General features: G+C 65.5%; 23 protein-coding genes. 13 read left to right on the top strand and 10 right to left on the bottom strand.

Translation table 11 applies throughout. The features are described from left to right. Window positions 1-77: 77 nt before the first annotated feature. A complete protein-coding gene (locus tag AB0323_RS03500; RefSeq protein ID WP_366176133.1) occupies window positions 78-692 on the bottom strand; it encodes a carbonic anhydrase in 615 nt (204 codons plus the stop codon). A gap of 9 nt (window positions 693-701) precedes the next feature. Continuing rightward, window positions 702-1421 carry a DUF4245 domain-containing protein gene (locus tag AB0323_RS03495; RefSeq protein WP_366176132.1) on the bottom strand — a complete coding sequence of 240 codons (720 nt, stop codon included), beginning with the start codon at window positions 1419-1421 and terminating at the stop codon, window positions 702-704. Between the two features lie 204 nt (window positions 1422-1625). On the opposite strand from AB0323_RS03495, the gene glpX reads away from it, so the two are divergent. Then, on the top strand, window positions 1626-2645 hold the full coding sequence (gene glpX, locus AB0323_RS03490; protein ID WP_171983398.1) for a class II fructose-bisphosphatase: 1020 nt from the start codon (window positions 1626-1628) through the stop codon (window positions 2643-2645). A 144-nt stretch (window positions 2646-2789) separates the two neighbouring features. Then, on the top strand, window positions 2790-3743 hold the full coding sequence (locus tag AB0323_RS03485; RefSeq protein ID WP_366176131.1) for a hypothetical protein: 954 nt from the start codon (window positions 2790-2792) through the stop codon (window positions 3741-3743). A gap of 36 nt (window positions 3744-3779) precedes the next feature. Here the strand turns inward: AB0323_RS03485 and AB0323_RS03480 are convergent, their stop codons facing one another. The 4 genes from AB0323_RS03480 to AB0323_RS03465 form a co-directional block, all read right to left on the bottom strand. Beyond that, on the bottom strand, window positions 3780-4715 hold the full coding sequence (locus AB0323_RS03480; RefSeq protein ID WP_366176130.1) for a peptidoglycan bridge formation glycyltransferase FemA/FemB family protein: 936 nt from the start codon (window positions 4713-4715) through the stop codon (window positions 3780-3782). A gap of 3 nt (window positions 4716-4718) precedes the next feature. Continuing rightward, window positions 4719-5969: a mannose-6-phosphate isomerase, class I gene (gene manA / locus AB0323_RS03475; RefSeq protein ID WP_366176129.1), complete on the bottom strand. Its 1251-nt coding sequence runs from the start codon at window positions 5967-5969 to the stop codon at window positions 4719-4721. Window positions 5970-6045: 76 nt separating this feature from the next. Continuing rightward, window positions 6046-6639 carry a 5-(carboxyamino)imidazole ribonucleotide mutase gene (purE, locus tag AB0323_RS03470; RefSeq protein WP_366176128.1) on the bottom strand — a complete coding sequence of 198 codons (594 nt, stop codon included), beginning with the start codon at window positions 6637-6639 and terminating at the stop codon, window positions 6046-6048. Then, the gene (locus tag AB0323_RS03465; RefSeq protein WP_366176127.1) at window positions 6636-7823 is read right to left on the bottom strand and encodes a 5-(carboxyamino)imidazole ribonucleotide synthase; all 1188 of its coding nucleotides are present in this window, start codon (window positions 7821-7823) and stop codon (window positions 6636-6638) included. Before AB0323_RS03465 ends, purE begins: the two co-directional genes overlap by 4 nt. A gap of 170 nt (window positions 7824-7993) precedes the next feature. Between AB0323_RS03465 and AB0323_RS03460 the strand changes: the two genes are divergently transcribed. After that, window positions 7994-8566 (top strand): GtrA family protein, encoded by a 573-nt coding sequence (locus tag AB0323_RS03460; protein WP_366176126.1) that lies wholly within the window; start codon window positions 7994-7996, stop codon window positions 8564-8566. On the opposite strand, the gene AB0323_RS03455 is transcribed toward AB0323_RS03460, so the two are convergent. After that, a complete protein-coding gene (locus tag AB0323_RS03455) occupies window positions 8553-9251 on the bottom strand; it encodes a TIGR03089 family protein (protein WP_366176125.1) in 699 nt (232 codons plus the stop codon). The genes AB0323_RS03460 and AB0323_RS03455 overlap by 14 nt on opposite strands. 364 nt (window positions 9252-9615) lie before the next feature. Between AB0323_RS03455 and AB0323_RS03450 the strand changes: the two genes are divergently transcribed. Genes AB0323_RS03450 through AB0323_RS03440 form a run of 3 tightly spaced genes read left to right on the top strand, consistent with a single transcriptional unit; the run spans window position 9616 to window position 15144 of the window. Then, window positions 9616-10161, top strand: a complete 546-nt coding sequence (locus tag AB0323_RS03450; RefSeq protein WP_366176249.1) for a WhiB family transcriptional regulator — start codon at window positions 9616-9618, stop codon at window positions 10159-10161. Further along, window positions 10161-13508 (top strand): glycosyltransferase family 2 protein, encoded by a 3348-nt coding sequence (locus tag AB0323_RS03445; RefSeq protein ID WP_366176248.1) that lies wholly within the window; start codon window positions 10161-10163, stop codon window positions 13506-13508. The genes AB0323_RS03450 and AB0323_RS03445 overlap by 1 nt, the downstream gene beginning before the upstream one ends. Beyond that, a complete protein-coding gene (locus AB0323_RS03440; protein ID WP_366176124.1) occupies window positions 13501-15144 on the top strand; it encodes a DUF5719 family protein in 1644 nt (547 codons plus the stop codon). The genes AB0323_RS03445 and AB0323_RS03440 overlap by 8 nt, the downstream gene beginning before the upstream one ends. Here AB0323_RS03440 and AB0323_RS03435 read toward each other — a convergent pair. Next, complete coding sequence (locus AB0323_RS03435; RefSeq protein WP_366176123.1) at window positions 15138-15656, bottom strand: metallopeptidase family protein; 519 nt, start codon at window positions 15654-15656, stop codon at window positions 15138-15140. The two genes, AB0323_RS03440 and AB0323_RS03435, sit on opposite strands and share 7 nt — an antisense overlap. A 97-nt stretch (window positions 15657-15753) precedes the next feature. Here AB0323_RS03435 and AB0323_RS03430 point away from each other — a divergent pair, with 97 nt between their 5' ends. The 4 genes from AB0323_RS03430 (at window position 15754) to AB0323_RS03415 (ending at window position 19546) form a co-directional block, all read left to right on the top strand. Further along, window positions 15754-16128, top strand: a complete 375-nt coding sequence (locus AB0323_RS03430) for a DUF3499 domain-containing protein (protein ID WP_364532473.1) — start codon at window positions 15754-15756, stop codon at window positions 16126-16128. Window positions 16129-16291: 163 nt separating this feature from the next. Next, window positions 16292-16516 (top strand): Trm112 family protein, encoded by a 225-nt coding sequence (locus tag AB0323_RS03425; protein WP_364532470.1) that lies wholly within the window; start codon window positions 16292-16294, stop codon window positions 16514-16516. Between the two features lie 40 nt (window positions 16517-16556). Beyond that, the gene (ahcY, locus tag AB0323_RS03420) at window positions 16557-18050 is read left to right on the top strand and encodes an adenosylhomocysteinase (RefSeq protein ID WP_366176122.1); all 1494 of its coding nucleotides are present in this window, start codon (window positions 16557-16559) and stop codon (window positions 18048-18050) included. 119 nt (window positions 18051-18169) lie between these two features. Next, window positions 18170-19546: an Ig-like domain-containing protein gene (locus AB0323_RS03415; RefSeq protein ID WP_366176121.1), complete on the top strand. Its 1377-nt coding sequence runs from the start codon at window positions 18170-18172 to the stop codon at window positions 19544-19546. Between the two features lie 4 nt (window positions 19547-19550). Here AB0323_RS03415 and AB0323_RS03410 read toward each other — a convergent pair whose 3' ends face one another. Then, window positions 19551-20351, bottom strand: a complete 801-nt coding sequence (locus tag AB0323_RS03410) for an RDD family protein (RefSeq protein ID WP_366176120.1) — start codon at window positions 20349-20351, stop codon at window positions 19551-19553. 141 nt (window positions 20352-20492) lie between these two features. On the opposite strand from AB0323_RS03410, the gene AB0323_RS03405 reads away from it, so the two are divergent. Together AB0323_RS03405 and AB0323_RS03400 are read left to right on the top strand one after the other, a co-directional pair. Next, window positions 20493-21485, top strand: coding sequence for a stage II sporulation protein M (locus tag AB0323_RS03405; RefSeq protein ID WP_366176119.1), 993 nt, complete (start codon window positions 20493-20495; stop codon window positions 21483-21485). A 146-nt stretch (window positions 21486-21631) separates the two neighbouring features. Continuing rightward, the gene (locus AB0323_RS03400) at window positions 21632-22816 is read left to right on the top strand and encodes a TIGR01906 family membrane protein (RefSeq protein WP_366176118.1); all 1185 of its coding nucleotides are present in this window, start codon (window positions 21632-21634) and stop codon (window positions 22814-22816) included. A 160-nt stretch (window positions 22817-22976) separates the two neighbouring features. Here the strand turns inward: AB0323_RS03400 and AB0323_RS03395 are convergent, their stop codons facing one another. Beyond that, on the bottom strand, window positions 22977-24638 hold the full coding sequence (locus AB0323_RS03395; RefSeq protein WP_366176117.1) for a phospholipid carrier-dependent glycosyltransferase: 1662 nt from the start codon (window positions 24636-24638) through the stop codon (window positions 22977-22979). 170 nt (window positions 24639-24808) lie between these two features. Here AB0323_RS03395 and rsmI point away from each other — a divergent pair, with 170 nt between their 5' ends. Beyond that, window positions 24809-25651: a 16S rRNA (cytidine(1402)-2'-O)-methyltransferase gene (rsmI, locus tag AB0323_RS03390; protein ID WP_366176247.1), complete on the top strand. Its 843-nt coding sequence runs from the start codon at window positions 24809-24811 to the stop codon at window positions 25649-25651. The last annotated feature ends 180 nt before the right edge of the window (window positions 25652-25831 follow it).

Raw genomic sequence — 25831 nt, 5'->3', positions numbered from 1 at the left:
AGCCGCTTGACCGAAAACCGTGGAGCAAAGCTACGGCCGCCGGATGCCGCCCCGTCGGGGGCGGCCCGGCATCCCGCTTAGAGCTTGCCGATCCCGGAAACAAGCGCAGCGCGGCCTTCGTCCAGTTTGTAGGAAAGCCCGACGACGGCGGCCCGGCCGTCGTCGATCGCGTCGGAAATCACACGGGAACTGTCGGCCAGCCGGCGGGCTGTCTGCTTGACGTGCTCCACCACCATCTCGTTGACGTCCGTCTGCTCGTTGCGCATTGCCGTGAGGACGGAAGGCGTGATGCGCTCGACGAGGGAGCGGATGAAACCAGCTGGCATGTCCCCGGTCTCGACGGCACTCTTGGTCGCGGTCACGGCGCCGCAGCTGTCGTGGCCAAGAATCACGATGAGCGGAACACGCAGCTGGGAGATGCTGTATTCCAGTGAACCGAGGACGGCGTCGTCGATCACTTGCCCGGCCGTGCGGACCACGAAGGCATCGCCCAGGCCGAGGTCGAAGATGATCTCAGCGGCCAGGCGGGAATCCGAACAACCGAAGATCACGGCAAACGGATGCTGGTCCTCGACCAGGGAATGCCGGCGGGAAGCGTCCTGGTTGGGGTGCAACGATTCCCCGGCGACAAAGCGTTCGTTTCCTTCGCGCAGACGGCGCCAGGCAAGGGCAGGAGTCAGATAGGTAGCCACGGCGCTACTTTACGGCTTAGCGGTGGCTGGCTGCGAAACTGTGTCGCCCGGCTTCGTGCCCGTGTCCGCGGAAGCGACAGGAGCTGCGTCCATTGCCTTGACCACGGCTGCGGCCAAGGTGGAGAACTCGTCCAGTCCTGCGCTGCCGCTCAGGATGATCGTGGTGCCCCGGTAGTTCAGGACCATGCTGCGGTTGCCCTTGGCCGTGTCATGGAGCTCCCAGTCGTGGCCGCCGGCACTGCGCGTGCCGGTCACCGGAGCGCTGCCGGTCTGCTGGAAAATCCAGGTCGGATTGGCCTTGCGGGTCTGGACAATTCCGATGAACGCCTGCTTGGGAGTCACGTATCCGACCTCCCATGTGGGTACGCCATCGCCGGTCCCGGATACCCAGCGGGCGTAGTTCGGACTAAATGTGTCGCCGGTATCCGGCGCCACAGGTGTGAAACCCGCCACATCTTTCGCGTTGGCTGCGGTTGCGGCCACATCGACGTTGGGCCGGTAACCGTTGCTCTTCGGTGCCGGATTCATGAGCACGATCGGCAGGAACGCCAGCACGCAGAGGAGCAACGCGATGAGCATGCCAATGACCGAGGCGTTGGCCCTTTTGGCTGCTTTCGCCGCGATAACGGGCTTGACGGCGGGCCGACCGGCGTCGTCGGTGCCGGCTGCGCCGGTGCCTCCGTTGTCGGAGGGGGCGGCGGCAATTGCTTTGTCCTGCGTTTCACTCACGCTTCAATAGTCTCCTATCCAAGCGGCTAATACACATCGGCGGGTCCGCGCAAGGGGCGTTCCGGGAGTTGGTCATCCCATGACCATGCCGCCCCGCCCCGACTATGATCTCTTGTAGAGGAATCATTCAGGCCGCCAAGCGCAGCCATTCCTGGTCCCACGAATCGCGTCATCGAAGAAGAGGTTCACGTGTCTCCAGCGCCAATGTCCCAGAAGTATTCCACGATTTCGCCGGCGCTCGCCGTCGGGACCGATGAGCCGGACCGCAACCTGGCCCTCGAACTTGTCCGGGTTACCGAAGCTGCCGCCATTGCCGGCGGCCACTGGGTTGGTTTCGGCGATAAGAACAAGGCAGACGGCGCCGCCGTTGACGCCATGCGCTCCTTCCTCCACACCGTCCATTTCAACGGCGTCGTTGTCATTGGCGAGGGTGAAAAGGACGAAGCCCCCATGCTCTTCAACGGCGAGCACGTCGGTGACGGCACCGGACCGGAGTGCGACGTCGCCGTCGACCCCATCGATGGAACCCGCCTGACTGCCCTGGGCATCAACAACGCCCTCGCCGTGCTGGCAGTCGCCGAACGCGGCACTATGTTCGATCCCTCGGCCGTGTTCTACATGGAGAAGCTCGTCACGGGTCCCGAAGCCGCCGACATGGTGGACCTGCGCCTGCCGGTGAAGCAGAACCTGCACCTGATCGCCAAGGCCAAGGGCGTCAAGGTCAACCAGCTCAACGTCATGATCCTGGACCGCGACCGCCACCGCCCGCTCGTGGAGGAAATCCGCGAAGCCGGTGCCCGCACCAAGTTCATCATGGACGGCGACGTTGCAGGCGCCATCGCCGCCGCACGTTCCGGCACGGGCGTCGACGCCCTGATGGGCATCGGCGGCACCCCCGAAGGCATCGTTGCCGCGTGTGCCATCAAGTCCCTCGGCGGTGTCATCCAGGGCCGTCTGTGGCCCACGAGCGACGACGAGAAGCAGAAGGCCATCGACGCCGGACACGACCTCGAGCGGGTCCTCTCCACGAATGACCTCGTCACGAGCGATAACTGCTACTTCGCAGCCACCGGCATCACCGACGGCGACCTCCTCAAGGGTGTGCGCTACTCCAAGGACAAGGTCCTGACCCAGTCCATCGTGATGCGCTCCAAGTCCGGCACCATCCGCTTTGTGGACGGCGAGCACCAGGCCAGCAAGTGGGAAGGCTACGCCCGCAAGTAAGACCCAGCCTTCCTCCCGCGCGAACTGGCAGCAAATGCCCTCTACATCGAATTTTGGAGGCATTTGCTGCCAGTTCGCGTTAAGCCGCGGAATCCGTCCTGTGGATAACTCAATTTAGGACTCGAAGCCGGGCAAGAATTGAGCATGTCCCGGACTCCGATGCCCCCGCACCTTCCAAACGGTTCCTTTCCGGCGTCGGCCGCTGGGACCCTCGGATTGAGCCAGAAGCAGTTGCGCCGCGACGGCATTCTCACGCTGTCGCGGGGACTGCGCCTGCCGCTGAACAGCACGGGGACGGTGGCGGAACACTTGCGGGGTTATACCGACCTTGATTCGGAGTGCTGCCTTAGCCATGGCTCCGCGGCGCGGATCCATGGCATCAGTTTGTCCAAAGCCCTCGAAGAGGATTGGCGGATCCACTTGGCCCGCCCGGGAGAGCGGTGGAAACCGCGGAGACGGAATGTCGTAGGGCACCAACTCACGTTCAAACCGGGTGAAGTGATAGAGCTCGACGGCGTCCGGCTCACCTCGCCTGCCCGGACGTGGCTGGACCTGGCCCAATTGATGAACATCGACGACACTGTCGCGGCGGGCGACTCGATCGTCGTCGAGCACGGCGAAAACCATCCCAGGCCGCGCGAGGCCTTGGCAACCATTGACGATTTGAAGGCGATGGTTGCAGCCCACCCGGGAATGCGAGGGGTCCGCAAGGCGCGGCTGGCCCTTGATCTGGTCCGGGTCGGCGCGGATTCGCCGCAGGAAACGCAAATGCGCCTCATATTGCTGCATGCAGGTTTGCGTGAGCCCGTGCTGAACCACGTCATCTTCAACGCGTGGGGCGCTCCCGCTGTGTGGCCCGATGCCGCTTACGTCAAGGAGCGGGTCGCCCTCCAGTACGACGGGCGGCATCATGGGGAAGCTGAGCAGTACCAGAGGGACATCAGGCGCCAGTCGCTAACGGAACGGCTGGGTTGGCGCGAAGTCCGGGTCCATCATGAGGATTTGCTCGGACCCCGGCCGGAAGTGGTGGAGAAAGTCCGCCGGGCGTTACGGACTGGCCGCGAGTTGGCAGCAGATGCCCGCAGAATCGGATTTTGAGGGCATCTGCTGCCAGTTCGCGCGTCAGAAAGAGCGTCAGCGGAGCTTCTCGCGCAGCTTCCGGGCCAGTTGGTAGGCGCCGTAGCGGAACTTGTTGACGGGAAGGTCCCATGTTCCCGGGTAGGCGATCTCGCGGCCCCCGAAGGACTTCTTGAAGGCAGTGAATCCGGCCCACTTGTGGTCAGGCTCGTCCTCCGGGGCCACGCCCCACAGGTCGACGTGCTTGAGCCCTTTCTCCTTGGCGTCCGCCATGAGCGTCACGAGCAACGGAATGCCCGCGCTGAGCTTGCGGTGCGTGTCATCGAGCGCCGCGTGGGCGTAGGTGCGCGTGTCGGCGGAGTCGTACGTCAGGGCGGCCGCTATGGGCTCGCCCTCGAGTTCGGCGATGAACAGGGTGCCGGCACCGGCCGGCATGAGGGAGCGGGCCACGGAGCGTAGATAGTCGTCGCTCTGGGGCTTGAAACCGTTTCGTGCGGCCGTCATGTGCAGGAAGTTCAGGAGCACTTCGATCTCTTCAGGATCCTGCGAGGACCGGAAAGTGACACCCTTCTTGTGGATGTTGCGGTACAGGTTCCGGTTGGTGGGCTTCATGCCCGCGAGGACGTCCTTGAAATCGCCGTCCAGGTCCACAATCCAGCTCAATTCCGGCTGCTGGTTGGACGGCGCAGGCTGCATGCCGCGTTCCCGCAGTACCGCGCCGGCGCCGGCGGCTTCGAACCCGGCGGTGACGGGTTCCATCCGGACAAACACCGCCTTGCTGCGGCGCGCGATCGCCACCAGTGCTGCTACGGCTTCGTCGAAGGCTTCCAGCGAATCGGCCACCGGTCCGTAAGGGGTGTAGATGACTTTGCCGGCGGGGTTTCTTTCCTCCACGGCGAGGAAACGCCACCCCGGCCCGGACTCCTCATGAACGGTACGGCCGATGGATCGCTGGAAGGACGCCCAGGCGGGCGTCTGCAGGAAGTACTCCACCGCTTAGTTCCCCAACCCTGTTGTGACGGCAAAGGCGATGCTGGTTCCCGTCGCACCGACAACCGGGTGCACCATGACAGGCTCTTCGGATGCCGGGATGAACGCACTCCCGCCGCGTTCCACTGCGAGCTCGCTCTTGGGGGAGTCGAGCACGACGGAACCGGAAACCACGACGACGACGGCGGGACCCGCCTGCGCCATCGGCACCGGTTCCGCTCCGGGAGCCAACTCGATGCGCTGGAGCTGGAATTCCCGGAACGGCGGCACATACAGATCCTGGCCGAATCCGGAGGTCCTGGGCTCGATGCGCGGTACGCCGAGGGAAGCGAATTCGATGGTCTTCAGGAGTTCTGGAACGTCGATGTGCTTGGGGGTGAGGCCGCCACGGAGCACGTTGTCCGAAGCCGCCATCACCTCCACGCCGAGGCCTTTGAGGTAGGCGTGGACGTTTCCGCCCGGAAGGTACACCGATTCGCCCGGGGACAGGAAAACAAGATTCAAGAGCAAGGAAATCAGGACACCGGGATCGCCCGGGAACTCGCTGTTGATGTCCACCAACGTGGAGAGTTCCGCGGCGTGCTGACCCATCGGCGCGCCCGACTTCAGGATGGAAACCACCTGATCCGTCGCCGCGGAGACTGCATCCCCGCCGGTAATCAGCCGGGTGAAGGCGGCCTTGAGTGCCGAAGGCTCGTCGGAGCCGGAGAGGTCCGCGATGACTCCGGTGATGACGTCAGGAACGTCGAGGGCGGCAAGGTCCAGCAGGCTCGCGAGGTGCTCGAAGACGCGCTGCGAATCGGCGGCCGGACGGAAACCGCACAGGGCGTGAAACGGGGTCAGCGCGAAGATCATCTCCGGCTTGTGGTTGTCGTCGCGGTAATTGCGCTCCGGTGCGTCCGCCGCCAGGCCTGCGGCATTTTCCTTCGCGAACCCGTCCCTGGCCTGCTGCTGGCGCGGGTGGACCTGCAAGGACAGGGGCTTGTCCGCCGCAAGGAGCTTGGTGAGGAACGGCAAGCGGGGACCGAATTCGGCCAGGCTGGCCTCACCAAGGAAGTGCACGGGATCCACGCTGATCAAGGCGTCCAGGGCGACGGAAGACCCGTCCGGACGGATGGCCACGGACGGCGAGTCCGGGTGCGCTCCGATCCACAACTCCGCCTCCGGACCGCCCGAGGCGGGCCTTCCCAGCAGAGTGGCGATCGCCGTCGTCGATCCCCATGCATAGGGGCGGAGAACATTCTCAAGCTGGTACACGGCAGGGGATCCTTGTCATTGCGGGAGGGTTCATTCGGGGACGCCGGGGATGACCTCTGAGCGGCTGCCCGGTCTCCTAGCGGCTGCTGCGGGCGGAGACGTTCGCGGTGGAAAAGACTTCGGCGACCTTGTCGCGGAGCCTGGCCCCTTTCTCGGTGGCGGTGTTGTTGAGCTCCTGGGCGAATTCGAGCAGCTCGCCGCGAAGCCGGACGGCCAGCTCGTCGGTTCCGGACGCCAGGATGCGCACTGCCAGGAGGCCGGCGTTGCGGGCGCCCCCGATGGAGACGGTGGCCACGGGAACGCCGGCGGGCATCTGAACGATGGACAGCAAGGAATCCATGCCGTCCAGGGTCTTCAGCGGGACCGGGACGCCGATGACGGGCAGCGGGGTGACGGATGCGAGCATGCCCGGCAAGTGGGCCGCACCGCCTGCTCCGGCGATGATGACGCGGATGCCGCGCCCATGGGCGTTCTGCCCGTAGCGGATCATTTCCGTGGGCATGCGGTGGGCGGAGACCACGTCGGCTTCGAAGGGGATGCCGAATTCGGCCAGGGCGTCCGCCGCAGCTTCCATGACAGGCCAGTCGGAGTCCGAGCCCATGACGAGTCCGACGATCGGGGTTGCGTTCGCCGCACCGGCGTTTTCGGCATCCATGTTTTCTGCGCTCATGCACTCTCTCCGGAGGTGGTCTCGGCCGGCATGCGGCCGTTGCGGATGATATCGGCCACTACGGTGGCGCGGTGTCGGATCGAGTCGACGTCTGCCGTCGAGTTGCCGACGAGGTTCACGTGCCCGATCTTGCGGCCGGCCCGCACGGACTTGCCGTAGCAGTGCACCTTTGCGGCCGGTTCGTAGGCGAGGGCCTTGGGGTAGGCGCTGAAGAGATCCTCGTTGTCGCCGCCCAGGAAGTTCTTCATGACAACCACGGCGCCCAGGGCGTCGGTGGCACCGAGCGGGAGGTTGAGGACTGCGCGCAAATGCTGTTCAAACTGGCTGGTGACCGAGCCGTCCTGCGTCCAGTGGCCGGTGTTGTGCGGCCGCATGGCGAGTTCGTTGACCAGGAACCCGACTCCGACGCCGGGCGTTTCGAAGAGTTCCGCCGCCATGACGCCAGTGACGCCGAGTTCATTGGCGATCCGCAGCGCTGCTTCTTCGGCTGCCGCGGCTACCTCCACGGGAATGTCCTGGGCCGGTGCAATGACTTCGTCGCAGACGCCGTCCACCTGGACAGTGTGGACAACGGGCCAGGCGCGGGATTCGCCGCCGGGGGTCCTCGCAACGAGCGCGGAAAGCTCGCGGCTGAAGTCAACCTTCTCTTCGGCCAACAGCGGGCTCATGGCTTCGAACCAGTCCGTGGTGCTCCGGGCATCGTCGGCGGAATGGACGATGCGCACGCCCTTGCCGTCATAGCCCCCGCGGGGGGTCTTCAAGACGATCGGCCAGCCGGTCTGCTCGCCGAAAGCCACGAGGTCTTCGACGCCGTGAACGGCAGCCCACGCCGGGTTGGGGAGCCCTAAGCGGTCGATCGCGGCGCGCATCACGAGTTTGTCCTGCGCGTGCACCAGGGCATCGGGGCCGGGCTGGACGTTGACTCCGGCCTCGATCAGCGCCCTCAGGTGCTCGGTGGGGACATGCTCGTGGTCGAACGTCATGACGTCCAGGCCCTCCGAGAACTCAAGGAGCGCTGCGAGGTCCTTGTAGTCGCCAATGGGAGCCGTTGCCACGGCCTGGACCGCGGAAACGTCCTCACTTTCGGCAAGGACCCGGAGTTCAAAGCCAAGGGCGGTTGCGGCCGGGGCCATCATTCGTGCGAGCTGGCCGCCGCCCACCACGCCAATTACAGGAAAAGTCACAAGGTTCAGCCTACCGAACCAGCAGCTGGTTCCCAGATTCCGCCCGCCGCCGGGTCCTCGGCACCCCGTTCGAGGCCCTAGGCACGGAACAATTGGGCAAGCTCCAAGAAATCGGAGCTAAAATGGAGGCTTCGGCCCTTCGGCCCCTAGAACAACGGCCATGGAGGGTCATGATCAACACACTTGCAGATCGCATCCGCGGGCTCGCCTCGCTCTTTTGGCGCGAAGTAGCCAAGTTCGGCGCTGTCGGCGGTGTTGCGTTCGTCATAGATAACGGCTTGACCTACTATCTCATGCACGGCCCGATGTCGGACAGTGAGGCGAAGGCCCGCTTCGTCGGCGCCACCGTGGCCACGGTTTTTTCCTGGATCGCCAACCGCTTCTGGACCTTCCGCCACCGCCGCCAGGCGAATGTGGCACGCGAGTTCGTGATGTTCATCATCATCAACGGCATTGGCATCGGCATCTCCACCGGCCTGACCGCGATTGCCAAATACGGCATGAACATCCAGGACAAGAACGTCCTGTTCGCTGCCGGAGTCGTCGGCATCCTGGTTGCCACCGTTGTGCGCTTCTTCGCCTACCGCTTCCTGGTGTTCAACCAGGAGCTCGACGAAGAGCCGGCCTTCTCGCATGACCACGAGATCATCGAAGCCCACCACAGGGCCAAGGCCAAGGCCATGCATGCCGCTAGCGCCGCGGCTGACTCCGATGATGGCGAAGGCGCAGTCAAGCGCCGCTGATGCGCTCGTTGTCCAGCAGGTGCTGGGTGACGACAACGTCCGGGTGCACCAGGACTACTGATCCATCGTTGTTCCATGCACCCAGTGCGTCCGCGAGGGCCGACTCCAAACCGTCGGCAGCGCGGACCAAAAGGCGAACGTCGGCGTCATGTTCCTTGGCGAAGCCGTCCAGCAATTCACCGTGCGAGTGTCCGGTTTCAGGGCGCCGCAGAGCTGGCATTGCCGCGTCCGGTTCGGCGTGCGCCATGAACACGTCGCCGTGCGAGCGGACTTCAGCCGCGTAGTCCACGACGCCGGGCGGCAGTTCTCCAGGCCAGCGCATCGCGAGTGCCGCGAGCGGCACGGCGACGACCGCGTCAAAGCCGGCTCCCGCGCCGACGTCGGGGGTGTCTGTGACAAGCAGGTCTGCGTTGCCGCCGTCGAGCACCAGCTCCATCCCCAGCTGCCACGCGGCAAGCGCCCACACGAGGGATTTCCAATGGGCCGGCAGGTCCAGGCGAAGGCTCATGCCGGGTTCGGCGTCGAACTCGTCCTGGAGCAGGTTGCTGGTCTTGGCCACCCAATTGTCCAGGACCCGTCCTGAGAGCTCAACCCGTTCGGCGTCCGGCCCGTACCAGGTCAGGCGCGGGGAGGTGGCGTGTCCGGAACGCAGGGCTGCCATCAGGTTCATCGCGGGGGTGCTCATGGCTACATCTTGCCACGGGGCGCCCGGCCGGCGCCGGGCCGTGTGAATTGCAACACACAGTGGCAAGGGGTGGTGGCAGTGCGGCGCTCGTGGGGTCAAGTAATTTCCCTGAAATTCAATGAAAATACATCTCAAGTGAGGTGAAGCTTCCGTTTTTGCGCTGGGGCGCGCGGACGGGGCGGAAAAACCGCGGGCGTGGCGTGGCGGTAGTTAGTGCGGAAAGTTGATTATTATCCCGGCGCGGCTTGACTGCACGGTAGTTACACGCGTGTAATTAGATATCGAACGCCGCTGCGGGAGTATCGGGTACACAACCGAGTACCGAATGAGCACGGCAGCAGCTGCACACATCAGGAGGGACGCCATGGGGCAAGCGTTGCGTATCCAGGAAGATGCAGTCGTCGCGGAATATGCGTCGGTGAAGTACCGGTCGCGCGAAGTTCCGGGGGATTGGTATGTTGACCCGGCAGATCCGCAGGCGGCGGACCGCTATATAGAGACCACCAGGGAGTCGCTGGAAGACGAGGCCACAGCCTTTCTTGCTGCGCACGAGGCTCTCGTAGGAGGCACTCCGGCTGATCCGGAGGACGATCTCGACGATCCTCCCATGGAGCTGCGCCGTCCGCTCGACAACCCGGCCCAGCCGGTGTGGATCGGACTTCCGGGCCAGGGGGACTTCGACGACGAAGGCGAACTTGGCTGGCAGACTGACGCTTTGTGCGCCCAGACGGACCCGGAGGCGTTCTTCCCCGAGAAGGGCGGCTCCACCCGGGATGCCAAAAAGGTTTGCGGTGCGTGCAATGTCCGTTCGCAGTGCCTTGAATACGCACTCGCCAACGATGAACGTTTTGGTATCTGGGGCGGGCTCTCCGAGCGTGAACGCCGCAGGCTGAGGAAGCGAGCGGTCTGATTCTCAAGGCAGTACACGTTACCGCCGTCGTCGTCTCGCATGACGGCGGTAACTATCTCCCCAGAACCCTGGCGGCTCTGCTGGACCAGACGCGTCCGGCAGATGCCGCCATTGGCATTGATACGGGCTCCCGCGACAAGTCCGCCGCGTTGCTGGAGCGGGCTCTCGGCAAGGCCAATGTCACCAGCACTGGCGAACACAAAGTAGGTTTCGGTGCGGCCGTCATGGCCGGCCTGGCCCGTTCCGCTCCTTCGCAGGAGCAGGGGACGGTGGAATGGATCTGGTTGTTGCACGACGACGCCGCTCCCGCCCCGGACGCACTCGCCGAGCTGCTTCAGGCAGTCGAGCGCGCTCCTTCGGTCACCGTGGCCGGCTGCAAGCAGTTGGCCTGGGATGCCGAACGCAGGCTCATCGACGCCGGCCTGTCCACGAGCCGCTGGGCCGAACGGCTGACGCTCATTGAAGCCGACGAACTCGACCAGGGCCAGTACGACGGGCGTACGGACACTTTCGCGGTGAATTCCGCAGGCATGCTGATCCGCCGCGACGCCTGGGAGCAGCTGGGCGGCTTCGACCCCGCGCTTCCGGGCGTCGGAGACGACGTTGATTTCTGCTGGCGCAACTGGCTTGCGGGCAACAGGGTAGTGGTTGTTCCGGCGGCTCGCATGTTCCATGTTGAGCACCGTCCCCACAGCCTCGCGACACCCGCGGCTGAACGCAAGAGCCAAGTCCATTTGAGGCTCACCCACGCTTCGCCGTGGAAGGTTCCGCTGCACGCGCTCGGCGCGTTGCTCGGGAGCATCGTCAGGCTCGTCTTGAGCATCCTGGTCAAAGAACCCGGTCACGGCATTACCCAGCTTGGCGCGACCGTTGCTGCGCTCGGCCGCCCCGGTGCGATTTGGCGTTCCCGGCGGAACGCGGCCCGGACGCGACGCGTGCCACGGTCAATGGTCAAGGGCCTGCAGACTCCGCGGCGTGAGGTCTGGGCCCACCGCCGCTCCCTCGTCGAGGCGATTGGCGCAGACGAATTCCAGGAGACGGATTCCCTCGCTCCGGAACCGAGCGGCGACGCCGGTGACGATTTCGCAGCCCTCGCAACGAACGAACGGGGTTGGATCGGAACGGGCGCTGTGGCCGCCGCGTTTGTTGCGCTGGCAGCTTCCATCGTGGGGCTGTTGGGGCTCCTGGGGGCAGGCGCGGTCACGGGCGGAGGCCTCTTGCCGTTGTCCGCCGCGGGCGACATCTGGCGGTCCGCGTCCACTTGGTGGATTGGCTTGGGTGCAGGCCTCCCCGGACATGGCGATCCCTTCGCCTACATCCTGTGGCTTGTGTCCTTGCTCGGGGGAGGCAACTCCAGCACGGCCATCGTGTGGCTGTTGTTGCTCGCGATGCCCCTGGCAGGCCTGGGCGCCTGGTTTGCCGCGGGCGCGATGACCACCCTGCGCCGCTACCGTTTCATTGCGGCACTGATCTGGGCCGGGGCTCCGGCCCTCCAAATCGCACTGAACCAAGGAAGGGCCGGCGCCCTCGTAGCCCACGTCGCGATGCCCCTGCTGGTGCTGGCCCTCCTCCGGGCCACCGGATCGGCCCTGGGGCCGGGCACTACGTCGGAGCAGCAACAGCATCACCTTCGGCCCCAGGCATCCGGCTACGCCGCAGCCAAGCCGCTGACGGGCAAGCCGGGCGTCAACGGCACTCCGTCGTGGACGGCGGCCGCCGCGGCCGGCCTGGCGCTGGCCGTGGTGACGGCCTCTGCACCCTCCCTGCTGCCTCCCTTTGCAGTCCTCATTGTCTTTTGCGGCATCGCCTTGGGGCGGCGCGGGCGGACCATTTGGTGGTCACTCCTTCCGAGCGCCGCGCTCTTTGCACCGTACGTCCTCTCGGTCCTTGAACGGCCCCGCAGCCTGCTGGCCGATCCCGGCCTCCCGCTGGGGTTCGAAGCCGCACCGTTATGGCAGCAATTGCTTGGCCAACCCTTGAAATTCGACGTCAACGGCGGTTTGGCCGGCTTGGGACTATTCGGCCCGTCGGGTATTCCGTGGGCGCTGGCGCTTGCCCTGCTGCTCGGTGCCCCGGTCCTGCTCCTGTCAATTGCCGCGCTCTTCGTGCCCGGACGACGATCGCGCGTCACGCGTTTCCTCTGGGCCGGGGCCTTTTTGCACCTCGCCTGGGCATGGCTCGCCGGACACGTGGCAACCGGCGTCGACGGCAACCTGCTCGTCGCCCCTTTCACGGGGCCGGCAGTTTCCGCCGCCGGGTTCGCGTTCCTGGGAGCGGCGCTGATCGGCGCCGACAACCTCCTCCAGCTGAAAACCACGGCAGAGCACGGCCGCCCGGTCCGGCGCGCGGCAGTGCGAATCGTCTCCGCTGCAGCAACGCTTCTCCTCATTGCCGGCCCCCTGGCCAGCATGGGCCTGTGGGCAACCCAGAACGTGCTGGGCAGCGCAGACACCTCGGCTTCGGCCAGCGGGGCACTTGGCACGCCGCGCCTGGTCCAGCCCTCAGGGCAGGGCACCTTGCCGGCCACCGCCGTCGACCACGGCCAAGGCCCGGCACAGACCCGTACGCTGGTCATCACTGCCGGTGAGAACGGTGGCTACACGTCATCCCTCATGCGCGGAGCCGGCACCACATTGGACTCGCTCTCGACTATTGCTGCGGGTCGCTTCATCGTGGGATCACCCGGACAGGAACGCCTCGTAGCCGACGACGACGCTACCGCATCCATCCGTAAGGCCGTTGCGACGATTGTCGCGGGAACAGGCGTAGACCCCCGGCCCGGCCTTGAGCAGCTCGGTGCCGGATTCGTGGTCCTGAAGTCAGCCGACACCGCTGCGCAGCTGACGGCCAACCGGATCGATTCCGTTCCCGGCCTGGTGGCTGTGGGCAAAACCGATTCGGGGTGGCTGTGGCGGGTCACGCCGCTCAACCAGGCCGCCGCAGCCGACGCCGAGACCGCGCACCGCGTCAGGGTGGTGGATGCCAAGGGTGCCGTTGTTGCACTCCTGCCCTCCTTCGGAACCTCTGCCGCCGGCAACATCCCGGCAGGCGGGGACGGACGCCGGCTAGTGCTCGCTGAGCGGGCAGACGCCGGTTGGAGCGCTTGGCTGGACGGCCGCCAACTGAGCCCGACGACGTCCGGATGGGCCCAAGCATTCACCTTGCCGTCTACAGGCGGCCAGATCGAGATCCGCTACACCACCGTTTGGGAGCCCTGGCTCAGCATTCTTCAGGCCGTAGTGATTGGATTGACCGTCCTGCTGGCCATCCCCATGCCTGCCCGCAGGCCGCAGGCCAGCCTCCTGAAGGAACAAAACTCCCTCCGTAAGGAGTACAGCAGTGTCTGACAACCAAGGCCCGGCACCCGAGGCCAGAGCAGGGTCGGGGAAGCGCAGCCAGCGCAAAGCCGGGAACAAGAACAAGGCCGTCGTGTTGGGAGCGCTTTCGGCGACTTTGCTCCTTGCTGCCGGGGCCGGGATGGTATCGGCGGCATCCATCCTGGCGGCCCCGTCGGGAAGCAAAACGCTGGACATGTCCCTCGCGGATGTCCCGGCGGGCGGGACAACGGCAGTGTGTCCGGCACCTCCCCGGCTCCCCGAGGGAACCGCCGCAGGCACCGACAGCCAGTTCAGCCCTGTTTCGCGTTCGGCGAAGAGCTTCGTGGATGCGATGGTGCTCAGTGACGCCTCCGGGTCCGTTCCCGGGAGCAACCTCTCCTCGCTGGGAGGCTCAGGGATCGCGGAGATTGCCAAGCCCCCAGCCGCCGCCCAGCCCCCGTCGTCGGGGCCTCCGGTGCTGAACGCCGGCGTCGTTGCCCAGAGGCCCACGGGCGACGTCACCGTGGTGGGCGCCGATCCCGTCAGCGGCCAGAAGGCCGCGGTGGCGGGTTTGATGAGCTACACCGCGGGCGACGGCGACCTCCGCGGAATGGCTGCGGCACCCTGCCAGCAGCCGGTCAACGATGCGTGGCTCCTGGGTGCAAACACCGCCCTGGGGCGAACGGCGGTTTTGAACATCAGCAACGCCTCGGGCACGCCGGCTACCGTCAATCTCGAGCTGTTCGGTCCCCGTGGACCGATCCAAGCCCCGGACAGCCGCGGCTTGCTGGTCTCGCCGGGCGCTACCCGGTCCATCAACTTGGCCGGACTGGCCCCGAACGAGGGCCAGCTCTCGGTGCATCTGCGCAGCAACGGCGGCCCGGTGTCGGCAACCATCCAGCAGAGCGTTCTCCGGGGCCTCACCGCCGGTGGTGTCGAGCTCATTACGCCCGGTGCCGGAGCAGCCGACACCCAGGTCATGACCGGGGTGGACGTCCAGGATCCGGCCGCTGTGAAGTCACTCGCGGACAAGCCCGGATTTGCCGACGTCGTACCGGCCCTGCAGATCACCGTCCCCGGTCCTGTGGACGCCGTCGTGGACGTGCGTTTGTTCGGACCGAACGGCCAGCGAGCTTTGCCCGGCGGGGGAGCGGTGACCGCCAAAGCGGGTTCGGTTACAGAAGTGCCGCTCACGGGCGTTCCGGCCGGCATGTATACCGTCAGCGCCACTTCGGATATTTCCTTCGCAGCGTCCTCCCGCGTGACGCGGGGGCTCAAGGCCGAGGATCCCGTTGATTTCGCCTGGTCTCCGGCCGCGGTCCGTTTGGGCAGCCAGCACGTGATCGCGGTTCCCCAGGGCGGAACCCGCTTCCTGAGCTTCGGCGTGCCGACGGGCCGGGCCACGGTCAGCTACACGCCGGTCACCTCGGACGGCAAGGTACACAAGGCGCAAACGGTCGATATCGCGGGGGGAACCACCGCGGTGATCGGCGTTCCGGACAAGTCCGACGGCGCCGCGGTCTCGGGCTACATCGTCTCGGCGGCAGGTGACGCGGCCTACGGCGCGCTGGTGCTTGGCCAAGGCGAGCAGGCCGGCGTTTCGGTCGTGGCCATCCAGGATGGCGCTGCGGGCCACGAAAAAGTACAGGTTACGCTGGGTTACTGATACCGACGGCGGTAAACGGGGTCCAGGGTCTCCGGCGGCACTCCGAGCATCTCGGCGGTATACTCGACGACCACGTCGTGGACCAGGTCCTGGAGGTCCTCGCGGCCGCCGGTCGTGTGCTCGACGACGCGCCGATAGATGGTGATGACGGGTCCTGCGCCGTGGGCTGCCGGGGTGTAAGAACCCAGCGGTGCCGCGGCTCCCTCGGCCACCAGTTGCTCAAGGTTCGGCGGGATCTCGTCGACGGCGAACGCGACGCCGTCGAGCCGTTTGCCCCACATGTCCTGCAGCCGTTCGGCGGAATCGAGCACGAGATCATCGAACCTTTCGGCCCGCGTCCGGTAGCCGGGAAGGTTTGGAAGGATGATTTCCCCGCGCAGCCCCCGCCCGTGGCGGTTCCGTCGGCGCTCCCTGAAACCGCGTGCGGGCGTGCCCGCCGTCGTGGTTTCCTGGCTGTCCCCGGTGTCGGACAGATGGACTGTGAAGCCCGGAACGTGGTGCTGTGACTGCATATATCGACTTTAGACCTGTGGTTCCACCAACGCGACATAATGCGCGCAAAGCGGCAATGCGCCGCGCCGCGGGGAAGTGCGGCTAATCTGGGATGTTGTGGGTGCAATTCGTCAGTGTTCCAGATCAGCCTGCCGCCAATCCGCGGTGGCTACTTTGACGTACGTCTACGCCGAGTCCACGGCGGTGCTGGGTCCGTTGGCCACCTATGCCGAGCCGCATTCCTACGATCTGTGCGCGCAGCATGCCGAATCGCTGACTGTGCCGAGGGGGTGGGAAGTCATGCGGCTCGCGATGCCGTCCTCCCCGCCCCAGCCCGGGCCGGACGATCTCCTTGCCCTGGCGAACGCCGTGCGCGAAGCCGCATCCGCGCCGGCCGCGCCGGAACAGCGCACAGTCCGGGCCCCGTTCGACGGACCGGTCCCTGCAGAGGGAACCAGGCGGCACCTGCGCATCCTGCGCGATCCTTCCTGAACCCCAGGGCACCAGGAACCGCGCGTCTTGTGGCCCTATATGTCGCCGCTCCCTGTGTGACAAGCTTCGTGACACCGTGCGCTGCGCCCCCGGGTTGTACTCTGGAAGCTGCCATATCTGTCCAAATGGGCGTCCGCTAGATGCCATCCAGGGAGCTTCAACCATGCCAAAGGTCAGTCCTGATTTGTTGTCCATCCTGAGGTGCCCTGTCACCGGGTCCCCGCTGGAGCAGGACGGCGAGGAACTTGTCTCAACGACGGCGGACGCCTCGGGTGAGAAGCTCCGCTATGCCATCCAGGACGGAATCCCCTTGCTGCTGCCCCCGGAGCTGCTCGCCGCCGCCAACGGTGCGGCCTCAGACCAGCATGACGGCCCCCGCGACGCCTGAGCCCCCTGACTTGACCATTCGGTACTTCCAAAGGACTTCCATGACTTTCGACTACAAGGTTGCAGACATCTCCCTGGCTGAAGCCGGACGCCACCAGATCCGCCTGGCCGAGCACGAAATGCCGGGCCTCATGTCGCTGCGCGCCGAATTCGGTCCGAGCCAGCCGCTCAAGGGCGCACGCATTGCAGGATCCCTGCACATGACCGTGCAGACCGCGGTGCTCATCGAGACGCTGACGGCCCTCGGCGCCGAGGTCCGCTGGGCTTCGTGCAACATCTTCTCCACGCAGGACGAGGCCGCTGCCGCCGTCGTGGTCGGCAAGGGAACCGTCGAGGATCCCCAGGGTGTTCCCGTGTTCGCCTGGAAGGGCGAGACCCTCGAGGAATACTGGTGGACCGCGGAGCAGATCCTCAGCTGGCCGGGCGCGGACGCCAACCCGGAGCTGGGCCCCAACATGATCCTCGACGACGGCGGCGACGCCACGTTGCTGGTCCACAAGGGCGTTGAGTTCGAAGCTGCGGGTGCGGTGCCGGCCGCCACGGAAAGCGATCCGGAAGAGTATGCACTCGTCCTTGACGTGCTGCGGAAGAGCCTTGCCGCCGACCCGAAGAAGTGGACCCGCATCGCGGCCGGCATCCGCGGCGTGAGCGAGGAAACCACCACGGGCGTGCACCGCCTCTACCAGCTCGCCGAACAGGGCAAGCTCCTCTTCCCGGCCATCAACGTCAACGACTCGGTGACCAAGAGCAAATTCGACAACAAGTACGGCATCCGCCATTCCCTGCCGGACGGCCTCAACCGCGCCACGGATGTCCTCATGGGCGGCAAGGTCGCCGTCGTCTGCGGCTATGGCGACGTCGGAAAGGGCGCCGCCGAGGCGCTCCGCGGCCAGGGTTCGCGCGTGATCGTGACGGAGATCGACCCCATCTGCGCGCTCCAGGCAGCCATGGACGGCTACCAGGTGGCCAAGCTGGATTCGGTGTTGGAACAGGGCGACATCTTCATCACGACTACCGGCAACAAGGACGTCATCATGGCCTCCGACATGCTCCGCATGAAGAACAAGGCGATCGTGGGCAACATCGGCCACTTCGACAACGAGATCGACATGGCCGGACTGGCAAAGGTCCCCGGCGTCCGGAAGGTGGAAATCAAGCCGCAGGTGCACGAGTGGGTGTTCGCCGCAGCCGACGGACGCGAAGAGCGATCCATCATCGTGCTTTCCGAAGGCCGCCTCCTGAACCTGGGCAACGCCACCGGCCACCCCTCGTTCGTCATGAGCAACTCCTTCGCAAACCAGACGATCGCCCAGATCGAGTTGTGGACCAAGAAGGACCAGACTGGCTCTGGCCCGGGGGCCACGCGCGAATACTCGAACCAGGTCTACGTGCTGCCCAAGATCCTCGACGAGAAGGTCGCCCGCCTGCACCTGGATGCTTTGGGCGTGGAATTGACCGAGCTCAGCAAGGAACAGGCGGAATACCTGGACCTTGACGTTGCAGGGCCGTACAAGCCGGAACACTACCGGTACTGAGGACACCGGCTGGGAGCACGCGGGGAGGCGCGCTCCCAGCCTATGTCAAGCCGCGCCCTTTAGGATGCGGATGTGGGGCGTGAGGTTTTTGGGGGGCGTGAGTTTTGGAGAAAACAGGAATGGGTCTTAATCCGGACGGCGAGCAAGCGGACACTTTCGAGCATGTGGACGCTGCGCGGCTCTTCGACACCGAGCAGGACAGCGGCAGTGCCCGGCACTTGGACACTGGGCATTTTGACACTGAGCATTTTGACACCGCGCACTTGGACACCGCGCAGCCGAAGCGAAGCAGGTTCCGCAAGGTCGCCTGGATCGTGGTTGTCTGCCTCATTGCCGCGCTCAGTGGCACGTTTGCCGCAGTGGCCCCGCGCGCGGCCAGTGCGGCAATCGAGTCCGAGGGCTCATCAGGTGAACGCAGCGAGGCGGCGGCAGTGCTGCCCGTCGTGAAGCCTGCCACGGTGCTCGCCTCGCCTGCGAGCGGTGCCAAGCAAGTGAACCCGGCTGCGCCCGTCACGATCAGCGTCAAGGACGGAACCCTGGACAGGGTCTCCCTGACGAGTTCCCGGGGAAAGGCCGTTGACGGTGCGTTGACCCCGGATGGACTGAGCTGGACCGCATCCACGCCCCTGGAATTCAACACCTCCTACACGTTCAATTACACCGTTGCGGATGCTGCCGGCCGCGCAACGTCGAAGACCGGATCCTTCACGACGGTTTCCACGCAGAACGAGGCCGACGCCGCCATGTACCCCCTGGACGGGGCGAAGGTAGGCGTGGCGCAGCCGCTCCAGCTCACGTTCAGTGAACCCGTGGTCAACAAGGCCGCCGTCGAGAAGGCCATCAAGGTCACCTCCACGTCAGGGCAGGTCGGCGCCTTCCATTGGTTCAGCGACACCATGGTGCGCTACCGTCCGGAGAACTTCTGGGCAGCGAACAGCACCGTCACGGTGGACCTCAAACTGTTCGGGGTGGACTTCGGCAACGGGCAGATCGGCAACTTCAACAAGACGAACACCTTCAAGATCGGCGATAAGAAGGTGGCCATTGCCGACGCGGTTGCCCACACGTTCACGGTCAGTGTCAACGACCAGCAAGTGGGCCAGTGGCCGGACACCATGGGCGACACCAGGTTCCCTTCCGCGCGCGGGTACTTGGTGCTTATGGAAAAGTACCGGGTGGAGCACATGGACGCCTCCACCATCGGCCTCAAGCCGGGGGATCCGGCCTACTACGGACAGCTTGACGTCAACTACGCCACGCGCCTGACACCCAGCGGCGAGTTCATCCACCAGGCCACCGACGCCGCCTTGCCGTACGTCGGGGTCACGAACCTCTCCCACGGCTGCATCGGACTCGGACCTGACGGCGCGAAATGGGTCTTCGACAACATGACCACGGGAGACGTCGTCCAGGTGGTCAATACCCAGGGCGATTATGCTAATTTCGACGACGGCTTTGGCGACTGGAACATCCCCTGGGCCCAATACGCCAATTGACCGGCTACCGCACGAACGGCAGCCTATTGAGTCGATCCCCGACAATGGCGCTGCGTTGTTCTGCGCGGCGCAACCGTTCCAGGTCCCGGGTCCGCCGCTCGCCCAACACGGCGTGCAGGTAGCCTTCCGGCGTCGTTCCGGGCGGCGGCGGTGGGGCGACGTAAGCTGCCAGTTCGCTTGCGAGGGCCGCGGCCAGGCGGGCGCGTGATTCCGGCGCCATCCGCGAGGCCTGCTGGATGAACTGTGATGCCCGCCGCGCCGTGCCGTCCGGAACCCTGCCGATATCCGCGAGTCCCACCCAAGCCTGAAGGTACGGAGGGGCATAGGGGAGGATTTTCGGTTCAGCGGGAACGCGCTGCCTGAGCGAATAGGTTCCGGCCACGACGTCTCCGAGCCTCTTCGATTTGTCGTTGAAAAGCGCCACGGCGATGGCCAATCCGCCGAAGGTAGCGTAGATCTCCAGGAAGCCGATCAACCCGCGGATCACCGCGTGCCGGAAGCGGATGGATCCGCCGTCGTCACGCACGATCCTGAGCCCGGTAGCCAGCTTGCCCAGCGAACGGCCGCGGCTCAGCGTTTCCACCGCCACGGGGACCACCACGAGGCACAGGACCACGCTGGACAAGGCCATCGCGTGGCCCGCGGCCGCGTCCACATCCGGCGCAGCCATGCTGAGCAGGAACAACAGACCCAACAACAACACAACGTGAACCACGACGTCGAGCATGAGCCCCAGGGCCCTCGCCCCGAACGACGCCGGCCGCAGTTCAAGGACTACGGCCTCGCCGGTAATGATCGAACTCAAGCCCGCCCCCAAGCATTGCCACGATGTCTGCAGGACCGGACGGCTCCCGCTGGATCGAGTCTAACCGCGGCCACGGAGGCGGGGGAGGGGTTTGCTTGGTTTGTGGGACTGTTTGGGGAGGGTTGGGATTAGGGTAGAGCCGTGGACATGGATGCCTTCTCCGTCGTGAACGGGACAAAATGGTCCCGCTTGCACGAACTCGCGCACAAACGACGCCTCGACGGCGGTGAAGCCGACGAGCTTCTGCGTTTGTACCAAGTGGTCTCCTCACATCTTTCCCTCATCCGGTCCGTGGCCCCGGAGAGCGCACTCTCCGCATCTTTGTCGGCGGCGCTCGCCCAGGCCCGTACCCGCTTCACCGGGGCGCGGTCGAATTTCATGGAAGACCTCGCCCGGTTTTTCGTGGCTTCCCTGCCAGCAGCGTTCTACCGCTTGCGGTGGCTCACGGTCTGTTGCGGGGTTTTCTTCTGCCTTGTGGCTGCCGCCTACACGCTCTGGATCGGGACGTCCCCGGACGCCTTGAGGGCCCTCGGGAGCAGCAACGCCGTGAAGCAATACGTCGACCATGACTTCGTTGACTACTACTCCGAGAACCCTGCTGCGTCCTTCGCCGGCGCCGTCTGGACCAACAATGCCTGGATCGGGGCACAGGCGGTGGCCTTGGGCATCACTGGGTTCTGGGTGCCCTACATGCTGTTCTCGAATGCGCAGGGCGTGGGAGTCGCCGCGGGCGTGTTTGCAGCCACCGGCAAGATGGACGTGTTTTTCAGCTACATCCTTCCGCACGGCCTCATGGAGATGACGGCCGTGTTTATCGCCTCAGCGGGCGGTCTCCGCATTTTCTGGGCCATGGTTTCCCCGGGCCCGCGGCGCAGGATGCAGGCAGTGGCTGAAGAGGGCCGTTCCCTGATCACGGTGGCCCTGGGCCTCGTTTTGGTCCTGTTCGTTTCCGGACTCGTCGAGGCCTTTGTGACGCCCAGTCCGCTTCCCGTGTGGGCCAAGATCCTTATCGGTTCGCTCGTTCTCGCGGCATACTGGGTCTATGCCTTGGTGCTGGGCGGGCGGGCATTCCGTGCCGGCGCCACGGGCGACCTGGACGCAAACGATGCCGGCTACCGGGAGTTAGCCGCCTGACGGAGCCCGGGTCCGGCCGCAATCCGACGTTCGCCGGGGTGGCTCACCGCCTCTGCGCGAAGGCTGACGGTAGGCTCGAAGGCAGAGAAGATTGCCAGCAGACCGTTCCTGCTCCGGCATGTGAATCCTACGGAAGTGAAATCGAAGTGACCGAGAAGAGCCCGATCCCCCAAGACCCGGACGCGGATATCCACGACGACGGCGATGAGCCGGCCTTCGAATGGATGAAGCCCGCCCCCAAGTCCGCGGCCGCTGACGCACGCCCGGCAAGGGCCGCCGACGGAGCCCGGGAATCTTCGACGAAGCCGGTGACCGAAGAGGGCAAACCGGGAGCCGGTCCCGCGCCGGGGGCAGCTGCAGGCGAAGCTGTACGGCCTCCCGCCGAACGGCCGCCCGTCGAACGGCCCGTCGCAGGACAACAGCCGGAGAGCCGGGCAGACCGCAAAGCCGCCGAGGCTGCGCAGGCCGGGCCGGAACCGGCCCTCTTCGCAGAGCCTCTGCCCACGTCGGCCCTTCAGGTCCGCCCACCGGAGGCCGAGGTGGAACGCCGCAACCACGAGCGGGAGCAGGCTGCAAAGGCCAAGCCGCTGGCGCCGCGCATCTTCCAGGTCCTCCTTGCCGTCTTCTACCCGGTAGTTCTCCTGGTGCTGGCAATCCGCGCGGTGGCGAGTCCGCTGTTCCTGTGGGTGGAGTACTACCGGCCGGGATTCCCCGGCGACGGCTATGGCTTCAACGCCGATGACCGGATGACCTATGGTTCCTATGCACTGGACTACCTCAGCAACTGGTCCGGGCCGCGCTACCTGGGCGAACTTGTCAACCAGAACGGCGAGAAGCTGTTCAAGGAGGGCGAAGTCTCCCACATGGCCGACGTCAAGACCGTGATGCTCTCCGCATTCGGTGCCGGCGCCCTCATGATCATCATCGGCATCATCGCCATGATCTATCTGCGCAAGCGAAGCACGGGCGGAATCCGCCGGGGATTGTTTGCCGGTTCGATCGTCACCTTGGTGCTCATCCTGGGACTGGGCACGCTTGCTGCACTCGGCTGGCAGCAGTTCTTCACGGACTTCCACCACATCTTCTTCGCCAACGGCACCTGGACATTTGCGCTCGACGACACGTTGATCCGCTTGTTCCCGGGTCAGTACTGGATGGACTCCGGAATCGCGATCGGCGCCTTGGTCTTCATCACGGCCCTGCTGACCCTCATCTTCACCTGGCCTACCCGCCGTCGTCGCGGATTGTCTCCCAAGAACAAGGCCGCTGCGGAAGAGAGCGCAGATACCGACCCCGAGGCCCTCACGGAGGCCGGAGCGCCGGAGAAGTAAGCGCCAGCGAGAAATAATTTCTTGTGCTGGCGCCGTCCTGACCTTGTTTGAGGCAGTTCTTGCGCGACACGCCGGCGACACGCCGTGAATCTGGCCCTTCCAGTTTCAAAGAGGGTCAGGACGGGAGGGGCATCGACGCCGTCTTCGACATTCTGGAGCCTTAGATCCAGGACGGCATCCACATACGCATGCGCCAGTCCTGGTAGCTGATCACTTCAGCCGTCCACACCGGATAGAAGAACGCCGACAGAAGCACCGCAAGGACCACCACCAGGCCAACAACGTACAGGCCGGAGCGGCGACGCCACGGAGGAGCCCCGCTCCTGCCCAGCACCAGTCCCAATCCATACACGAGAGCCAGCACAAGGAAGGGCTCGAACGAAAGCGCGTAGAAGTAGAACATGGTGCGCTCCGGATACATGAACCACGGCAAATACCCGGCGGCGACGCCGGCCAGGATGGCCCCCGCCCTCCAGTCGCGCCGGCCCGCCCACCAGAACAGCACTACGAAGAGTGCAATGGTGGCACCCCACCAGATCACCGGGTTGCCGACGGACAGGATCGCCGAAGTGCAGTTGGGCAGATCGCAGCCAGGGGTTCCCTGCTTGGGGGACTCATAGTAGAACGACGTGGGCCGCCCCATGACGAGCCAGGTCCACGGACTCGCCGAATACGGGTGCGGCGAGCTGAGGCCCTGATGGAAGTTGTAAGCCTCCATGTGGTAGTACGCCAAGGAGCGCAGCGGCCCGGGAATCCAGCCCCACGTGTCGGAGGGATTCGCGTCCGCCCAGTGCCTGTAGTAGGCGTCCTTGGAAAGAAACCAGCCGGTCCACGTCGACAGGTACACCGCTCCGGCCACGGGGATCATGGTGAAGAACGCCGGAATGCCGTCCTTGACGATCCCGGCGCTGGGCCAGCTCCTGATGCCCGCAATGCGCCGCGCGCTCATGTCCCAGAACACGGTCAACAGGCCGAAAGCAACCACGAAGAACAGTGCCGACCACTTGGTGCCGACCGCCAGTCCGAGGCAGACACCGGCCGCCAGCCGCCACCACCGGAATCCGAGCCACGGCCCTGAGGCGAGGTGCAACGCCGTCGGCCGGCCGTCCTTGGAATCGCCTGCCAGCGCGGCAAGCCGTGCCGCCAGCCGGCGCCGTCCGTCGTCGCGATCCATCAGCAGCGCGCCAAAGGCGGCGAGCAGCCAAAACATCAGGAAGATGTCCAGCAGGGACGTCCGCGACATGACCAGATGGTGGCCGTCGACGGCGAGCAGCAGCCCGGCGGCCGCGCCGAGGATGTGGGAACGGAACAGCTTCAGGGCGATCAGGGCGATCAAGGCGATGGAGAGGGTGCCCGTCAGGGCCGCGGAAAACCTCCAGCCGAAGGAGTTGTCCGAACCGAAGAGCCACATCCCGAAGGCGATCATCCATTTCCCTACGGGGGGATGTACCACGTACTCGGGGGAGTTGAGCAGGACGTTGGGATTGCCTGCATTGAAGGCATCGTTGGCCTTGTCCGGCCAGCTCCGCTCGTATCCGCTGACCAGGAACGAGTAGGCGTCCTTGACGTAGTAGGTCTCGTCGAAGACGAGGCTGTGCGGTGCGTCGAGGCGGACGAAACGCAGGATCCCGCCGATCACGGCCGTGATGGCGGGGATCAGCCAGAACCACAGCCTCAAGGACGGCGGATAATCCCGCCAGCTTTGGATGCTGCCAATGAGCCGCGTCCGCAGGGCCTCGGCTGTGAAGGCGTCCTCTGGCCGGGTCAACCAGCGCCGTATCAACCAGGTTTGCGGGGCAGGGCGCACGGAGGTATCGGTCACTTAGCCCATGCTACCTTTTGCCTCCGGCAGCTCCCTGAAAGCGGCAGCCGGGGCATTAGGCTTGTTGGGTGACTGAACAGCTGAGCTCCCCGGATGAAACCACCGTTCCCGACTCGGCGGAGTCCCTTGAGGCCGAGGCGGGGCCTTTTGAAGCGCAGGCGCTTCCCGCACTGCCCGACGGCGCAGGCCGGATCGTGCTGGCTGCCACTCCCATCGGCAACGTCGGCGATGCCTCCAGCCGGCTCATCGAGCTGTTGCAGACGGCCGACATCGTCGCCGCTGAGGATACCCGGCGCCTGCATCGCCTGGTCCAGTCGCTCGGCATCACCGTGTCCGGCCGGGTCATCAGCTACCACGAGCACAACGAGGCCGCCAAGACCGAAGAACTGCTGGATCACGTCCGGGCGGGCAAGACCATCATCATGGTGAGCGACGCCGGCATGCCCGCAGTGTCCGACCCCGGCTTCCGCCTCGTGGAGGGAGCCGTGGCAGCAGGGCTCTTCGTCACCGCCTTCCCCGGCCCGTCCGCAGTGTTGACAGCCTTGGCGCTATCAGGTCTGCCCACGGACCGGTTCTGCTTCGAGGGATTCCTGCCCCGCAAAGCCGGCGAACGCAGCTCCCGGCTTGCGGACCTCGCCAACGAACGCCGGACCATGGTGTTCTTCGAGGCACCGCACCGGCTCGAGCCGATGCTCCGTGCCCTTCACGAGCGGTTCGGTTCGGACCGCCGCATCGCAGTGTGCCGCGAATTGACGAAGACCTACGAGGAAGTCATCCGGGGAACCGTCCGGGAACTGCTCGAATGGGCTGAAAACAACGACGTCCGCGGCGAGATTGCCGTCGTCGTGGCCGGCGCCCCCGAACAAGCGCCGGGCAAGCCTGAGGACCATGTTGCCGCGGTCAATGAACTCATTGCCAAGGGCGTCAGGCTCAAGGAAGCGGTGGCCGCAGTGGCCGAGGACGCCCGCATCAGCAAGCGAGAGCTGTACTCTGCCGTGCTCGCGGCGCGATAGGGGGCGCGGTAGGGGCAGTGCTCGCGGCGCGGTCGCTTCGGGCTCAACCGGCGCTGTGCAAGTGCACAAACCCGTGCTCCCGCGGCAGTGCGCGAAGGCGTAGACACTGCTTCGCGGCGGGCAGTACCGTGACAGTAATTCCACAAAAATCAAGTGTTGGTGCACCCCTACAGGATGCGC

Source organism: Arthrobacter sp. NPDC080031, from assembly GCF_040702485.1.
In the GTDB taxonomy this organism is placed as follows: domain Bacteria; phylum Actinomycetota; class Actinomycetes; order Actinomycetales; family Micrococcaceae; genus Arthrobacter.
Note: the sequence above shows the minus strand (reverse complement) of the source record. Positions and strands in the feature narration are given on the sequence as shown.

What these genes read in the sequence shown, in the direction of transcription:
- glpX (WP_171983398.1), top strand. Translation starts at nt 1,626, where the DNA reads ATGTCCCAGAAGTATTCCACGATTTCGCCGGCGCTCGCCGTCGGGACC.
- AB0323_RS03485 (WP_366176131.1), top strand. Translation starts at nt 2,790, where the DNA reads ATGTCCCGGACTCCGATGCCCCCGCACCTTCCAAACGGTTCCTTTCCG.
- purE (WP_366176128.1), bottom strand. Translation starts at nt 6,639, where the DNA reads ATGAGCGCAGAAAACATGGATGCCGAAAACGCCGGTGCGGCGAACGCA.
- AB0323_RS03460 (WP_366176126.1), top strand. Translation starts at nt 7,994, where the DNA reads ATGATCAACACACTTGCAGATCGCATCCGCGGGCTCGCCTCGCTCTTT.
- AB0323_RS03455 (WP_366176125.1), bottom strand. Translation starts at nt 9,251, where the DNA reads ATGAGCACCCCCGCGATGAACCTGATGGCAGCCCTGCGTTCCGGACAC.
- AB0323_RS03450 (WP_366176249.1), top strand. Translation starts at nt 9,616, where the DNA reads ATGGGGCAAGCGTTGCGTATCCAGGAAGATGCAGTCGTCGCGGAATAT.
- AB0323_RS03435 (WP_366176123.1), bottom strand. Translation starts at nt 15,656, where the DNA reads ATGCAGTCACAGCACCACGTTCCGGGCTTCACAGTCCATCTGTCCGAC.
- AB0323_RS03425 (WP_364532470.1), top strand. Translation starts at nt 16,292, where the DNA reads ATGCCAAAGGTCAGTCCTGATTTGTTGTCCATCCTGAGGTGCCCTGTC.
- ahcY (WP_366176122.1), top strand. Translation starts at nt 16,557, where the DNA reads ATGACTTTCGACTACAAGGTTGCAGACATCTCCCTGGCTGAAGCCGGA.
- AB0323_RS03415 (WP_366176121.1), top strand. Translation starts at nt 18,170, where the DNA reads ATGGGTCTTAATCCGGACGGCGAGCAAGCGGACACTTTCGAGCATGTG.